The organism is Trinickia sp. (assembly GCF_051953955.1).
Lineage (GTDB): Bacteria > Pseudomonadota > Gammaproteobacteria > Burkholderiales > Burkholderiaceae > Trinickia.
Map to the genome: position 1 here is coordinate 1 of NZ_JBQCIF010000104.1, position 14,624 is coordinate 14,624.

Here is a 14,624-nt window from a genome sequence, read left to right on the forward strand (position 1 = left end):
AGCAAAAAGTAGGTGCCATGATAATGTAATGAAATCGTAAACATGCGATGCTTACGATTGGAATAGAACCCCAACTCTAGGTCGGTGACGGGGGCGGCAACGGGGATGGTGCAACAGGTCAGCTCCGCCCCACCGTCTCCGTTGACGGCTTGATGGCTGCGCAGGACGCCTAGGTGGAGCATGCGTAGCTCGATGGCAGTGCGGGCCGCTCCTGTAGAAGAACCGAGGTCGCTGACCGCTGCGCTCGAGGTGAGGCTGGGCTCAAAACGGCCTAGCGAGCAGTTGTGGAAGTGGAGCGCTCGGAGCCGTACTCCTTGATCCAGCTGAGCCGGTGCACCCACCAAAGTAGACGACCTGCGGCGACACAATTGGCTTGTGGGGACAACCTAACAACCACGGCACGCTCGCAAGCAAGTCAGAGGACTGGACAAATTACGCAAATTACGTAAAATACGTATAATTCTCACCGGGGGGCTCATGACTACCGTAACCGCCACCGATCTCGCCCGCCGCACGAACCAGGTGCTCGACGCCTTGGCGCGCGGGGAATCGATCACCATCACCCGCAATAACACCGTGCTTGGCACGATCAGTCCGCCCGAGCGGGCTGTCACACTTCGCGACGCCTTCGAGCGCATCCCAAAGATGCCGCCCGAGGTTGCCGATCGGTACATGGCTGATATCCGAAATGCCGACTTCGACGACGAGGTGCGTGATCCGTGGCAGAAGTAATCGTCGATACATGTGTCTGGATCGATCTCAGTAAAGGCGCTCTCGACGCTGAAGCAATCTACAACGTCGCTGGGTCCCAATTGGTCCATGTCTCCGCGATCTCGCTTGGCGAATTGGAATTCGGCGCGCAACTTCCAAGCGACGCCCGCGAGCGAGCACAGCGCACTGCATTTCTGCGTGCCATCGAACGGATGTCGGTGCTCGCAGTGACGCGAGAGACCGCTCGTTCATTCGGGCTGCTCGCGACCATGATGAAGGCGGCGGGCCGTAGCCCGCGTCCGCGGTATAACGATCTCTGGATCGCTGCTCAGGCTCATGAACATCATCTGCCGCTTCTCACTAGCAACCCAGATGATTTCCGCTCGCTAGACGTAATCGAAATCATCGACGCCTCGAAGACGGCTCATTGAACGCGGGCGTTGCTGAATACAGGTGTCGCGAGTATGTTTTCACTCGAGTTCTCATGTATTCACAAACCTACCCATTCGACGTTGGCGTATCGCCGAATGCGAGCACGTTTTAGGTGCCCCAGAGCAAAATGACGCAAGAGCTCGGCGGCAGTCCCACCGGCCGAGCGCGAATACCGCCGACGGTACCGAAGTTTCGGCGAAATCGAGAGCACTCGCGACTATGGGGATTCTCGGGCGGATACGATGAATCCGCCTTCGGGTGCCAGATGCGGCAGGTCCCAACCGAAGAACACGAGCGCCTCGGTAACGCTTGATCGGGCTGCGTGAACTAACTCATTTATTACTCGTACCAAGTGGTCGGAATCAATTTTTGGCCATCTCGCCACACTTCCACCTCGTATACCTCATCAATGTCCTCATAGATTTCGTCTCGGCATTCGCATGCAGGCTAAGCTCTTACTCGATTTCGAAGGGGAGTGCCGCAGTTTTGCCGCGGACCCGGCGAGCATCCGGCTGGTTCCTACGGAATCCTATCGGGTTGATGGATTGCTTTCTCTGGAAATGACGTGACGGCGAGGAGTGTGCCGGCCACCGAGTCGGTCGTCGATCCTTACTTCCAGGGCGCATAAATAAAAAAAGGCCAGCGGAAGCTGACCTTTTTAAAAACCTGGTGCCCAGGAGAGGACTCGGTCACACGAGCGCGACCCCGGCTGCGCTTGCAAGCGCAGCCTTTCGAGTCCTCCCGCAAAGTGCGCAGGCACTTTGCTTCCTGGGCGGAATAATGAAAAAAGGCCAGCGGAAGCTGACCTTTTTAAAAACCTGGTGCCCAGGAGAGGACTCGAACCTCCACGATGTTGCCACCGCTAGGACCTGAACCTAGTGCGTCTACCAATTCCGCCACCTGGGCAGGTGTGCGTCTTACAGCGAAGACCGCCATTTTATCGGCCTGAAGATTGCTGTCAAGCATTTCGCGCCATTTTCTTTCGATGGATACCTGCCGCGGCGCATTCGAGCCCCGTTTCCCCGTTCGCGTGCACCTCCCAACGAGCCGCGGGGCGAACCCGCGCAAACAGGGCTAGAACCCCCGTCCGCCCCGCCGCAAGCGGGTGTTAGAATGGCGCGCATTGCCGTCTCCAACGTACCGAGCCAGAACAATCATCGACAAGCGTCCCTTGAGCAAATACCCGTACCCGATTCCCAGCCGCGAGGAAATTCTCGGCGTGCTGCGCACGAGCGAAGCGCCGCTCGCCGCCAACGACATTGCCGAGACCCTGTCGATCAAGCGCCAGGAGCGCGAAGGATTCTTCAAGCGCCTAGGCGCCATGGAGCGCGACGGCCAAATCCGCCTCGACAAGCGCGGCTACTATCAGCTCACGCATCCGTCCAATTTCGTCGCCGGCCGCGTCCAAGGCCATCGCGACGGCTACGGCTTCATCATCCGCGACGACGGTCAAGACGACCTGTTCCTGCCGAACGCGGAAATGCAAAAAGTCATGCACGGCGATCGCGTTCTCGCGCGCATCGTCGGCTACGATCGTCGCGGCCGCCCGGAAGGCCATATCGTCGAAGTGACCGAGCGCGCGAACAAGCGCGTGATCGGACGCCTGCTCAACGAAAACGGCGCCCTGATCGTCGCGCCCGAAGACAAGCGGATCAGCCACGACATCCTCGTCACGCAAAACGCGAAGAAGGCCAAGGTCGGCCAAATCGTCGTCGTCGAGCTGACCGATTTCCCGAGCCGGCACTCGCAGCCGCTCGGCCGCGTCGTCGAGGTGCTCGGCGATATCGACGATCCGGGCATGGAAATCGAAATCGCCGTGCGCAAGTACGGCGTGCCGCACGAGTTCGGCGATGCGGCGCTCGCGGAAGCGGCCGCGCTGCCCGACGAAGTGCGCCCCGTCGATATTCGGCATCGCGTCGATTTGCGCGATGTCCCGCTCGTCACGATCGACGGCGAGGATGCCCGCGACTTCGACGATGCCGTCTATTGCGAACCCGTGAAAGTCGGCCGCGGCGACGGCTTCCGGCTGATCGTGGCCATTGCCGACGTCTCGCACTACGTGCGCCCCAATACGGCGCTCGATACCGATGCGATCGAGCGCAGCACGTCGGTCTACTTCCCGCGCCGCGTGATTCCGATGCTGCCCGAGAAGCTCTCGAACGGCCTGTGCTCGCTCAATCCCGAGGTCGATCGTTGCGTGCTCGTCTGCGACATGCTGATCACGGCACGCGGCGAGATCAAGGCGTACCAGTTCTATCCGGGCGTCATGCATTCGGCCGCGCGGCTCACCTACACCGAAGTCGCGGCCGTGCTCACGAATACGAAGGGCCCCGAGGCGGCGCGCCGCGCGGCGCTCGTGCCGCAGCTGCAAGATCTCTACGGCGTGTTCAAGGCGCTGTTCGCCGCGCGCCAAAAGCGCGGCGCCATCGATTTCGACACGACCGAGACGTATATCGTTTGCAACGCGCAAGGCAAGATCGAGCAGATTCTGCCGCGTCAGCGCAACGATGCGCACAAGCTCATCGAAGAATGCATGCTCGCGGCGAACGTCTGCGCGGCAGACTTCATGAAACGCAACAAGCATCCGGGGCTGTACCGGATCCACGCGGGTCCGACGGCCGAAAAGCTCGAGAACCTGCGGACGTTCCTGCGCGGCATGGGCTTGACGCTCGGCGGCGGCGAGACGCCGCATGCGAGCGACTACGCTGCGCTGATGGCGCACATCCGCGATCGGCCCGACGCGCAGATGCTGCAGACGATGCTGCTGCGCTCGATGCAGCAAGCCGTATACAGCCCCGACAACATCGGGCACTTCGGCCTCGCCTATGAGGCCTACGCGCACTTCACGAGCCCCATTCGACGCTACCCCGATCTGCTGACGCACCGCGCGATCTACGCGATCCTGTCGGGTACGAAGTACCGGCCCGAAGCGGGCAACGGCGTGATCCTGAACACGGCGCTTTCGCCGCGCGCTCGCGCGATGCAGCAGGCCGACGAGCAAACCCGTGCGCGCCCGCGCGAGAATACGGCGATCTGGGAAGAGCTCGGCTTGCATTGCTCGGCGAATGAGCGGCGTGCCGATGAGGCCTCGCGCGATGTCGAAACGTGGCTCAAGTGCTACTTCATGCGCGACAAGCTCGGCGAGGAGTACGGCGGGATGGTGAGCGGCGTGACGTCGTTCGGCATTTTCGTGCAGTTGGACTCGCTGTTCATCGAAGGGCTCGTGCACGTAACCGAGCTCGGCTCCGACTACTTCCAGTACGACGAGATCAAGAACGAGCTGCGCGGCGAGCGCACGGGCATCCGCTATCGTTTGTCGGATCGCGTGCGCGTTCAAGTCAGCCGCGTCGATCTCGACGCGCGCAAGATCGATTTCCGGCTCGTGCGCGATACGCCGGCCAAGCCCACCACGCCCGTGCGCGGGAATGCTTCGATTCGGCCCGTAGGTGAGCCGGAGGTGCCGAGTGCGGGCCGTGGGCCGCGCGTGCGTGCGCTCGCGTCGGTCGACGGCAACCGGCGCAAGAAGGCCCCGCCCGGCCAATCCGCCGCCGTCGTGGAAGCGCGCGCCGCGCGCACGCAAGCGGCCAAGAAGCGCAGCGGGCCGCCCAAGGGGGCACCCAAGGCCCGCGCGCGCAAGAAGGTCTGATCTTCGCCGTACGGCGGGCGGCCCACGTTGGGTGCGGGCCGCAACGATTCATCGGCACAGCGAGCGCACGACGCGCCGCTGTGCTTTCGCCTTTTTAGGCTCGACGCAATACCGATTTCATTCAGCTATGTCACGTCTCAAGGTTTTGTACGGCTTTCATGCGGTGACCGCGCGCTTACGGCACGACGCGTCGACGGTCGAAGAAGTGTTTTACGACGCCACGCGGCGCGATCGCCGCATGCAGGACTTTTTGCAAACGGCGAAGGAAGCCGGCGTGCGCCTGATCGCGGCCGACGAGACGCGTCTCTGGGGCCTCGCGCATACGGAGCGCCACCAGGGGGTCGTTGCGCGCGCAACCGACTTGCCGCTGGCGCAAAACCTCGCGGAACTGCTCGACGGGATCAATGGCCCGGCGCTGCTGCTCGTGCTCGATGGCGTGACCGATCCGCACAATCTCGGCGCCTGCCTGCGGGTAGCGGACGGGGCGGGCGCGCACGCCGTGATCGCCCCGCGCGATAAGGCCGTCGGCCTCAACGCGACGGCCGCCAAGGTAGCGAGCGGCGCGGCCGATACGGTGCCTTACATCACCGTGACGAATCTGGCGCGCGCGCTGCGCGAACTGAAGGACGCTGGCGTGTGGGTGATCGGTACGGCGGGTGATGCCAAGGCGAGCCTTTACGACACGAAGCTCGACGGCCCGGTCGCCCTTGTAATGGGCGCGGAGGGCGAAGGGATGCGGCGCTTGACGCGCGACACCTGCGACGAAGTCATGCACATTCCGATGGCGGGAACGGTCGAGAGCTTGAACGTTTCAGTGGCGAGCGGCGTGTGCCTGTTCGAAGCGGTGCGGCAACGCGCGGTCAAGCGGTAGCGCCCATCGTGGACGCCGCGCCGGCCGCGCGCTCGGCGGCGCTTATTTCTCGATCTGCTGATTCCAGCGCGTGTCCCACTGTGCGCGGCGCGCGTTGATCGCATCCCAATCGACAACCGTCACCTTGTGCACGAGCTCGTCGAGATTGCCGAGGCTTTGCTGCATCGAGGGGGGCATCTTCGCGAGACGATTCGTGGGGATCTGCTTGCCGGCTTCGGCCGCCTTTTCTTGTGCCGGTGCCGACAGCAAGAATTGCGCGAGTTTTTGTGCGAGCTGATCGTCGGGATTGTTCTTGACGACGCATACGTCGACGAGCAGCAGCACGGGTCCTTCCTTCGGGCTCACGTAGGCAACCGGCAAGCCCTTGTCCTGCAGGTCGGCCACGCCCGTCGGCGTCAGCGGGAACAGGCCCGCTTCACCCGTTTGCACCATCTCGGAGATCTTCGCCGAGTTCGGGATGTACTCGACGACATTGGGACCGACCGTACTCGCCCATTTCGTGAATGCCGGCTCGACGTTCTGTTCGCTGCCGCCCCAGATGCGGTTCAACGCCAGCAGGCCATGCAGGCCGAACGTGCTGCTCGACGCCGATTGGAACACGACCTTGCCTTTGTATTTCGGATCGGCGAAGTCGAGCCATGAGGTGGGCGGTGCCCAGCCTTTCTCGGCAAACAGTTTCTTGTTGTAGGCGATGCCCGTCATGCCGAGTTGTACGCCCGCGCCGACGTCGCCTTTCATGCGCGCGAACGGATAGAGCTCCTTCAAGACGGGGGAGTCATCGAGCTTTTCGCAGACGCCGAGGCTGACGGCACGCGCCATGACGCCGTCGTCGAGGAACGCGACGTGCACTTGCGGATGCGCCCGATTGGCGAGCAGCTTCGCTAGGATGTCCGACGAAGTGCCGGGCACGACCGTGACCTGCACGTTGTTCGCTTTTTCGAATGCGGGCAGCACTTGGCTCGTGTAGGCCTTTTCCATCGGGCCGCCGTTCATGCCGATGTAGATCGTTTTCGATTGCGACCAGGCCGGCGTCGCGGCGAGCACGGCGAAGGCCGTTACGGCCGCCGAGAGGGTGCGTAAAGCTTTCATGCAGGTCTCCTAGTTCCTAACGATGGAAGAGCAAAGCGTCATGCGGGCACGGCCGAGAAGCGATTGACATCGAACGCGTCGAGCGGCGTCTCGGTCGCGCCGTCGATCACGAGGTCGGCGAGCACTTCGCCGACGCCGGGCGCGAGCAGAAACCCGCCGCCGGAAAAACCGAATGCGTGGAGCAGGCGCGGTACCTTGCGGCTCGCGCCGATGATCGGATTGTGGTCGGGCGTGCAGCCTTCGACACCGCTCCAACTGCGAATCAGCAGGGCATCGCGCAATGCGGGCAGCAATGCGCAGGCGTCGCGCATGACGGCGCGCGTCGTATCGGACGACGGCTGCGCGAACTCGCCGTCGCCGTGGCCGCGCCCGCCGCCGATCACGCAGTTGCCGCGCTCCACCTGGCGGGCGTAGAGGCCGCCGCCGAACACGCCGAGGTTGTGATCGAGGAAATGCGGCAGGGGCTCCGTCACCCACATGTTCGGGTAGATCGGCTTCATCGGGACGGCATCGCCGAAACGCTCGGCAAGCGCGAGGCCCCAGGCACCGGCCGAGTTGATGAGCCAGTCCGCTTCGAACGCAGCGGCGCCGGCTTGCAGCGAGAAGCGCTTGCCGTCGTAGTCGACTCGGGTGAGCTCCGCTAGCTCGAGCACGAGCGCGCCCGCTCCTCGCGCGGCGCGTGCGAAGGCGGGGGAGACGAGACGCGGGTTGGCGTGGCCGTCGCTCACGCAAAGCGAGCCGCCGACGGCTGCGGTGCCGAGCCAAGGGTAGCGTCGTCGGAACGCCTCGCCCGACATCAACTGCAGCTGCAAGCCATGCTGCGCGGCTATCCGCGCATAGGCCTCGAGGCCTTCCAAATCGGTTTCGCTGCGCGCCAAGCGCAAATGCCCCGACACGACGAATTCGCCGTCGATGCCGATCGTATCGACGAGCCGATCCCAAATCCGACGAGCGCGCATCGCGAGCGGCAACTGCTCGGCGGGGCGCCCTTGGCAGCGCACGCCGCCATAGTTCACGCCGCTCGCTTGCGCGCCACAGTAGCGCCGCTCGATCAGCGCGACGCGCATGCCCCGCCTCGCCAGGGCGAGCGCGGCGGACGAACCGACGAGGCCGCCGCCGACGATGGCTACGTCGACCCGTCGCATCGATTCATTCATCGCGGGCATCCTCGGGAACCGCTGCCACGCGCTCGTCGCAGAGCGCCGCTGCAAGCGGGATGGGCTTGATCGGAGCTTGTGCGCGCAGCCGGCCGAGCGCCTCGGGGGGCAACCGTGTCTCATCGGCGAGCAGGGCCAGCGCCGCCTCGCCGCACATGCGTCCCTGGCAGCGGCCCATGCCGACACGCGTGAGCGCTTTGAGCCGATTGATTTCGCGCGCAGCCCCCGACCGAATGCATCGACGGATCGTGCTCGCATCGATTTCCTCGCAGCGGCAAACGGTCATGGCATCGGGCCAAGTGCCTGCGCGTTCGAAAGGCGCGGGGAAAGCCGCTTCGATTCCGATCCGGAACTTGCCGATGCGCGCCAGCGCACGGCGCTCCGAGACCGCCGCGTCGATGCGTGACGTATGGCGCCGAGAAGACGGTTCGGACCGCGAATCGTCGAGGACGGCCAACGCGGCGAGGTGTCCGGCGAGTTCTGCGGCATCGGCGCCGGCAATGCCTGCGCCGTCGCCGGCGACGTAGATGCCGCCGATGGATGTGCGTCCAACCTCATCGCGCTCGGGTAGCCAGCACCGATTGAGCGTGTCGTAGCGAAAGCGGCATCCGGCGACGTCGGCGAGCTGCGTCTCGGGCCGCAGCCCGAAGCTCGAGCCGACCGCATCGCATTCGAGCGTCTCGGGCGCCACATCCGGCGATGCGGCTGCGCGGCGCGTTGTCGCCCGCCGCCAGGCGATGCCCGTCACGCGGTTTTGGCCGAGTACCCGTTCGAGCACAACGCCGCGTTCGATACGGACGCCATGCGCATGCAGCCAGCCGACGTAGTAAAGGCCCTTCGCTAGCACGGACGGAAGCGAAGCGAGCTTGGGCAGAGCGGCGGCCTGCGTGCCGCTATCGCTCGTATCTAGCACGGCGAGCACGTTCGCACCCGCTTTCGCGTACTGATAGGCAACGAGATAAAGCAGCGGGCCGGTACCGGCGAACACGATGCGCCGTCCAATCGCGCAGCCTTGCGATTTGAGCGCCGTTTGCGCGGCGCCGAGCGTGTAGACGCCCGGCAGCGTCCAACCCGGCATCGGCAGCACGCGGTCCGTGGCGCCGCTTGCGATGATCAAATGCGTGAAAGGTACGTTTTGCTCGCGCGAGCCGCACAGCGTCGCGAGGTGGCCCGCGAACCGTCGCGTCTCGCCTGCGCCGTTGATCTCCTTCGGATCGCCCACGCCCGCATGCGTTTCGCAGGCCCAAGCCAGCGTATGGGGGCGGTAGTCGAGCTGCGGCAGCAGTCGCGTCATCGTTGCGTGCAGCGCCTGAGCCTTGCGTGTCTCGAAGCCGTACAGCGCGCGCGGCCCGCGGCGAAAGCCGGCGCCTTCGGGCGGCTGCCGATAGATCTGGCCGCCCCAGCGTGCATTTTCGTCGAGCACGACGGGGCGCAGACCCGCCTCGACCAGCGTCTCGGCCGCACGCATGCCCGCAGGGCCGGCGCCGACGATCACGACGTTCGCTGGGTTCGTCATTGCGCTTGCCCCGTCGCTGTTCGATGCTGCTCGGCACGGGCTGCCTGCGTGACGAGCCGCATGCCGGCTGCAATCGCCGTCGAACAGGCGCGCAGCCGCTCGCCCGCTTCGGTGCGGACCCAGCAATCCTGACAGGCGCCGATCAAGCAGAACCCCGCACGCGGCTCGCCGCTGAATTCGGACGATCGCAGCATCGGGCGCTGCGTGAGAATGGCCGTCAGCACCGTATCGCCTTCGAGTGCGCGTGCCGGAGCGCCGTCGAGTGCGAAGAAGACCGGCGCCCGATCGGTTTCCGCCACGCGCACGAGCTGTGCTTGGTCATGGGGCATGTTTCGTTATCCTAAGTACCGATGAGAGCGATGAGGGCGGCGCTTCAATGCTGGCCGATGAGAATGCGGTTCAAGCCGTAGGCGCGGTCGAGCATCAGCATCGCGCCGGCCGTGATGAAGATGACGAGCGCGGAGACCGAGGCCATCATGGGGTCGATCGATTCCGTCGCGTACATGTACATGCGAACCGGCAGCGTGACCGTTTGCGGCGACGTGACGAAGATCGACATCGTGAGTTCGTCGAAGCTGTTGATGAACGCGAGCAGCCATCCGCCCGTGATGCCCGGAATGATCATCGGCAGCGTGATGCGCCGGAACGTCGTCCACGCGTCGGCCCCGAGCGACTGAGCGGCATGCTCGACGCTGCGATCGAGCCCCGTTGCGGCCGAGAGCACGAGCCGTAGCACGAACGGTGTGACGATCACCGTGTGGGCAAGGACGAGCCAGGCGAACGACCCGGTTGCGCCGATGAGGGCGAAAAAGCGCAGCAGCGCGATGCCCAAGACGAGGCCGGGAATGACGAGCGGCGAAAGCAGCAGCGCGTTGAGGAAGTCGCGCCCCGGAAAGCGTGCTCGTGCGATGGCGAGGCCTGCCGGCAATGCAATGGCCAGCGAAAGCGTGGCCGAGATCAAGGCGAGCTTGATGCTCGTAAAGAATGCCGAAATGAAATCGGGATAGTTCAGGATGGCGCGGAACCATCGCAGCGATAGGCCATGTGTCGGCAGCGTCAGCGTTTCGTCGGGCGTGAACGCCACGAGCACGACGATCACGAGCGGCGCAAGCACGAACGCGATGACGAGCGCGTGAAAGACGAGCGCGAAGGGGCCGTTGCGTCGCATGTCGATCTCCTTCGCGTCAACCCATGCTGCGGCCGTAGCGGCGCTCGAGCATGCGGTAGTAGGTGAGCATGATGACGAGGTTCGCGGCGAGCAGCAGCAGCGCGATCGTCGCGCCGAGCGGCCAGTTCAGCGAGCCGAGAAACTCGTCGTAGACGGCCGTGGCGGCCACCTTCAAGCGTCGCCCGCCGAGCAGGCCCGGAATCGCGAACGCGCTGGCCGACAGCCCGAACACCATCAAGCTGCCCGAGAGCACACCGGGCATGACTTGCGGCAGCACGATTCGGCGCAGTGTCGTGGCGGGGGACGCCATCAGAGAAAGCGCGGCCTGCTCCGTCTGCGGATCGAGCTTTTGCAAGGCGGTCCAAACCGGAATCACCATGAACGGCAGCATGACGTGCACGAGTGCGATGACGATCGCAAAGGTCGTGTATTCGAGCTTCACGGGGCCGATGCCGAAGATGCCCAGTGCCTGATTGACGACGCCGGCAGGGCCGAGCAGCATGCTCCATCCGAACGCGCGGACGACCACGGAAACGAGCAGCGGCGCGAGGATCACGAGCAGGAATGCCGAGCGCCACGGATCACGCATCTTCGAGAGCACATAGGCTTCCGGTGCGCCGATGGCGGCGCAGAGCACGGTGGTGAGCGCGGCGATGCCGAACGTGCGCAGGAAAATCGTCTGGTAGTACGAGGAACTCAACACATTGACGTAGTTGCCGAACTGAAAAGCGGCGATGGGGCCGCTCGACGGATCGAACCGGTAAAACGTCAACGCGAACGTCATCGCGAGCGGCACGAGCACGAGCGTGGCGAACAGCACGAACGCGGGCGCGCTGAGCAGCCACATCGGCGCGTAGGCACGCCAACTCGCTCGGGCGGCGCCGTTCACGGGCTCGGGTGCGGTCGTGCGGGGTGCGCCCGCTTCGAGCGTTGCGTTAGCCATGGCGTGCATCCCGTGCGACGAAGCGCACCGCTTCGCGCTTCCAATCGATGCCGACCGCTTCGCCCTCCGCGATCGGTTCGTCGCCTTCGTTCTGGCAGCACACGAGCACTTCGCCGAGCCGGCACTCGACGCGGTAGAGCCATTGGCTGCCGAGGAAAAAGCGGCTCGTGACCGTGGCCGGCAAGCGGCCGGCGCCCGATGCGTCGAGGCGCACCTTCTCGGGACGGATGCAGACCGTCACGGCATCGCCGACGCTGGGCGCCTCGCCTTGCCGTAGATGCGGCGCATGGCCGACTTCGATGCGGTCGGCGCCGATCTCGACGTGCACGTGCGCCCCTTCATGTCCGACGACGGTGCCCGAAAACAGATTCGCCTTGCCGATGAACTCGGAGACGAAGCGATTCTCGGGGCGTTCGTAGGCGCGATAGGGCGTATCGACTTGCGTAATGCGTCCTGCCTCCATGACGACGACGCGGTCGCTGATCGACAGCGCTTCCGATTGATCGTGCGTCACCATGATCGTCGTCGTCCCGATGCGCCGCTGGATGGCGCGCAGTTCGAACTGCATCTCTTCGCGCAGTTTGGCGTCGAGGTTCGACATCGGCTCGTCGAGGAGCAGCACCGGCGGGGCGATCACGATGGCTCGCGCGAGCGCCACGCGCTGACGCTGGCCGCCCGAGAGCTCGCGCGGGAAGCGATCTGCGAGCGTATCCAGATGCACGAGCGAGAGCGCCTCCCGCACGCGCGCATCGCTTTCGGCTTTGCTCACGCGACGCATTTCGAGGCCGAAGCGCACGTTCTGCGCGACCGTCATGTGCGGAAACAGCGCGTAGCTCTGGAAGACGATGCCGAGCCCGCGCTGGTTCGGCTTCATATCGGTGATGTCGCGGCCATCGAGCACGATGCGGCCGCTCGTTGTCTGCACGAAGCCGGCGATCATCTGCAGCGTGGTGGTTTTGCCGCAGCCGGAAGGGCCCAGCAGCGAGACGAACTCGCCTTTTTCCACCGACAGATTCAGATCGGCAACCGCAGTGAGATTGCCGAACGACTTCGAGACGTCGTTGAGCGTGAGGAACGACATGGTTCGGCTCCCTTGAGAAGCGACGGCGATGCTTACGCGCCAGGTGCATGCGTCGTGGCATCAGATGAGCCGATTCTGTCCAGCCATATAAGGCGAGTCAATTTAGAATTCCGTTGATCGATAGAGAAATCGAAAATATTCCGTTGAACGAAATAATTGTGCGGATAAGCCTTGCCGATGTTTCGTGGCATGAACTGAGGGTTTCCCCTTGTCATTCAGCAACGAGCGGCAAACTACGCTGAAAGCTGCGATACTGCGCGGACGAGCGAGGTACCGAAAAGTATTTCATTCACCGAGAAACCGAGAATGCAAGCAGGGGGAGCGCTCATGGGGCGAGAGGCCGCGCAAAAAGACGACGCCAAAGCCGGTGAGGAACGTGCGGAGGCGCCCGGCGTCGGGATGCTGCCACGCGCATTCGCACTCGTGCGTGCGCTCGCGTCGCTGCAGGCAAGCGGCGCGCGCGTGACCCAGTTGGCGAAAACCGTGGGGCTCACGCAGGGCACGACGCACCGCATCTTGCGCGCGCTGATCGCCGAGGGCATGGTCGAGCAAGACGAACGCTCGAAGCTCTACCGGCTCGGCGTCGATTTTTTTGCGCTCGCGGCGCAAGCCGGCAATCCGGGCGGCATGCGTTCGCTGTGCCGCCCTGCATTGCTGAGACTGTGCGCGAGCCTCGGCGAAACGATCTTCTTGCTCGCGAAGAGCGGTTTCGATGCCGTCTGTCTCGATCTGTGCGAAGGCCCGTTTCCGATCCGCTCGTTCACGAACGACGTCGGCGGCCGGATCGCGCTGGGCGTCGGACAGGGTTCGCTCGCGATCCTCGCGTTTTTGCCCGAGGCCGAGCGCGAAGAGATCATCCGCTTCAACGTGCCGCGCATCCGCGGCCATGGCGTGCTCGACGAGGTCTATTTGCGCACGGAAATCGAGCGCGTGCGGCAACTGGGCTATGCCGCGCGCAATAGCGGCGTCCTCGAGGGCATGGCAGGTGTCGCGGTGCCGGTTCTCGATCGCACCGGCGTCGCTGTCGCCGCATTGAGCGTCGGCACGCTTGCGTCGCGGCTCGGTGACGACCGCCTGCCGATGGTGGTCGAGCTGTTGAAGCGCCAGGCAGAGTCGATCGGCCCGCTGACCAACCCGTTCGACGTCGCGCTCAAGCGGCGTCCCGCCCATGGGCTCGTCGCGACGCCCGAGGCGTGAGCGGCCCCGAACGACGCCGCGGTGGTCCCCGAGCGGTCCCGAATGGCGATGCGCGATCGCAACTCCGATAAACTTACGCCTTTCGCCCGCACTTTTTTCTTCCGCGCCATGACCCAAGACGAACTGAAGCGATTGGTCGGCCAAGCCGCCGCCGATTATGTGAACGCCAGCGTGCCCGAGGGCGCCGTGATCGGCGTAGGAACCGGCTCGACCGCGAACTGTTTCATCGATGCGCTCGCCGCTCACAAGCAGCGCTATCGCGGCGCCGTCTCGAGCTCGGTTGCGACGACGGCGCGGCTGCAGCAGCACGGCATCAAGGTGTTCGATCTCAACGAGATCGAAACGCTGCCCGTCTACGTCGACGGCGCCGATGAGATCGATGCGAGCGGCGCGATGATCAAAGGCGGCGGGGGCGCGCTCACACGCGAGAAGATCGTCGCTTCGGTGTCGGACGTCTTCGTGTGCATCGCCGATGCATCCAAGCGAGTGCCCGTCCTCGGCGGTTTTCCGCTGCCGGTCGAGGTCGTGCCGATGGCGCGCACCGCGATCGGCCGCCGCCTCACCGCGCTCGGCGGTGTGCCGGTGCTGCGCGTCACGAAGGAGGGTGCACCCTACGTCACCGACAACGGCAATGAAATTCTCGACGTCAAGCAACTGGCGATTCACGATCCTCGCGCGCTCGAAGCCGAGATCAACGCCTGGCCCGGCGTCGTCACCGTGGGTCTTTTCGCGGCACGCGGCGCCGATTTTTGCTTGCTCGGCTCCGATGCGGGCGTGGAAACGGTCGATTACCGCACGAAGCGTTAAAGCCGG

14 protein-coding genes and 1 tRNA gene are annotated in these 14,624 nt (G+C 64.5%); 6 read left to right on the forward strand and 9 right to left on the reverse strand.

What is annotated here, in order from left to right; genetic code table 11:
* On the reverse strand, positions 1 to 182 hold a 182-nt coding region (locus ACTHNZ_RS19680; RefSeq protein ID WP_440544249.1), incomplete at its 3' end, for a hypothetical protein.
* A 295-nt stretch (positions 183 to 477) separates the two neighbouring features.
* Between ACTHNZ_RS19680 and ACTHNZ_RS19685 the strand changes: the two genes are divergently transcribed.
* Complete coding sequence (locus ACTHNZ_RS19685; protein WP_440544250.1) at positions 478 to 732, forward strand: type II toxin-antitoxin system Phd/YefM family antitoxin; 255 nt, start codon at positions 478 to 480, stop codon at positions 730 to 732.
* Positions 720 to 1,142, forward strand: a complete 423-nt coding sequence (locus tag ACTHNZ_RS19690) for a type II toxin-antitoxin system VapC family toxin (protein ID WP_440544251.1) — start codon at positions 720 to 722, stop codon at positions 1,140 to 1,142. Before ACTHNZ_RS19685 ends, ACTHNZ_RS19690 begins: the two co-directional genes overlap by 13 nt.
* Before the next feature lie 820 nt (positions 1,143 to 1,962).
* Here ACTHNZ_RS19690 and ACTHNZ_RS19695 read toward each other — a convergent pair.
* A tRNA-Leu gene (locus tag ACTHNZ_RS19695) sits at positions 1,963 to 2,049 on the reverse strand.
* A 265-nt stretch (positions 2,050 to 2,314) separates the two neighbouring features.
* On the opposite strand from ACTHNZ_RS19695, the gene rnr reads away from it, so the two are divergent.
* Both rnr and rlmB read left to right on the forward strand, forming a co-directional pair.
* A complete protein-coding gene (rnr, locus tag ACTHNZ_RS19700; RefSeq protein WP_440544252.1) occupies positions 2,315 to 4,789 on the forward strand; it encodes a ribonuclease R in 2,475 nt (824 codons plus the stop codon).
* Positions 4,790 to 4,916: 127 nt separating this feature from the next.
* Entirely contained in the window at positions 4,917 to 5,660 is a 744-nt protein-coding gene (gene rlmB, locus ACTHNZ_RS19705; RefSeq protein ID WP_440544253.1) for a 23S rRNA (guanosine(2251)-2'-O)-methyltransferase RlmB, read from the forward strand.
* A gap of 42 nt (positions 5,661 to 5,702) precedes the next feature.
* On the opposite strand, the gene ACTHNZ_RS19710 is transcribed toward rlmB, so the two are convergent.
* Genes ACTHNZ_RS19710 through ACTHNZ_RS19740 form a run of 7 tightly spaced genes read right to left on the reverse strand, consistent with a single transcriptional unit; the run spans position 5,703 to position 12,614 of the window.
* The gene (locus ACTHNZ_RS19710) at positions 5,703 to 6,749 is read right to left on the reverse strand and encodes an ABC transporter substrate-binding protein (RefSeq protein WP_440544254.1); all 1,047 of its coding nucleotides are present in this window, start codon (positions 6,747 to 6,749) and stop codon (positions 5,703 to 5,705) included.
* Between the two features lie 38 nt (positions 6,750 to 6,787).
* Positions 6,788 to 7,906 carry an NAD(P)/FAD-dependent oxidoreductase gene (locus ACTHNZ_RS19715; protein ID WP_440544255.1) on the reverse strand — a complete coding sequence of 373 codons (1,119 nt, stop codon included), beginning with the start codon at positions 7,904 to 7,906 and terminating at the stop codon, positions 6,788 to 6,790.
* A complete protein-coding gene (locus ACTHNZ_RS19720; RefSeq protein WP_440544256.1) occupies positions 7,899 to 9,422 on the reverse strand; it encodes an FAD-dependent oxidoreductase in 1,524 nt (507 codons plus the stop codon). Before ACTHNZ_RS19720 ends, ACTHNZ_RS19715 begins: the two co-directional genes overlap by 8 nt.
* Positions 9,419 to 9,751, reverse strand: coding sequence for a (2Fe-2S)-binding protein (locus ACTHNZ_RS19725; RefSeq protein WP_440544257.1), 333 nt, complete (start codon positions 9,749 to 9,751; stop codon positions 9,419 to 9,421). The genes ACTHNZ_RS19720 and ACTHNZ_RS19725 overlap by 4 nt, the downstream gene beginning before the upstream one ends.
* Positions 9,752 to 9,795: 44 nt before the next feature.
* Entirely contained in the window at positions 9,796 to 10,590 is a 795-nt protein-coding gene (locus ACTHNZ_RS19730) for an ABC transporter permease (protein WP_440544259.1), read from the reverse strand.
* Between the two features lie 16 nt (positions 10,591 to 10,606).
* A complete protein-coding gene (locus ACTHNZ_RS19735; protein WP_440544260.1) occupies positions 10,607 to 11,533 on the reverse strand; it encodes an ABC transporter permease in 927 nt (308 codons plus the stop codon).
* On the reverse strand, positions 11,526 to 12,614 hold the full coding sequence (locus tag ACTHNZ_RS19740) for an ABC transporter ATP-binding protein (protein ID WP_440544261.1): 1,089 nt from the start codon (positions 12,612 to 12,614) through the stop codon (positions 11,526 to 11,528). The genes ACTHNZ_RS19735 and ACTHNZ_RS19740 overlap by 8 nt, the downstream gene beginning before the upstream one ends.
* A gap of 327 nt (positions 12,615 to 12,941) precedes the next feature.
* On the opposite strand from ACTHNZ_RS19740, the gene ACTHNZ_RS19745 reads away from it, so the two are divergent.
* Together ACTHNZ_RS19745 and rpiA are read left to right on the forward strand one after the other, a co-directional pair.
* On the forward strand, positions 12,942 to 13,811 hold the full coding sequence (locus ACTHNZ_RS19745) for an IclR family transcriptional regulator (RefSeq protein ID WP_440544300.1): 870 nt from the start codon (positions 12,942 to 12,944) through the stop codon (positions 13,809 to 13,811).
* Between the two features lie 108 nt (positions 13,812 to 13,919).
* Positions 13,920 to 14,618 carry a ribose-5-phosphate isomerase RpiA gene (gene rpiA / locus ACTHNZ_RS19750; protein WP_440544262.1) on the forward strand — a complete coding sequence of 233 codons (699 nt, stop codon included), beginning with the start codon at positions 13,920 to 13,922 and terminating at the stop codon, positions 14,616 to 14,618.
* The last annotated feature ends 6 nt before the right edge of the window (positions 14,619 to 14,624 follow it).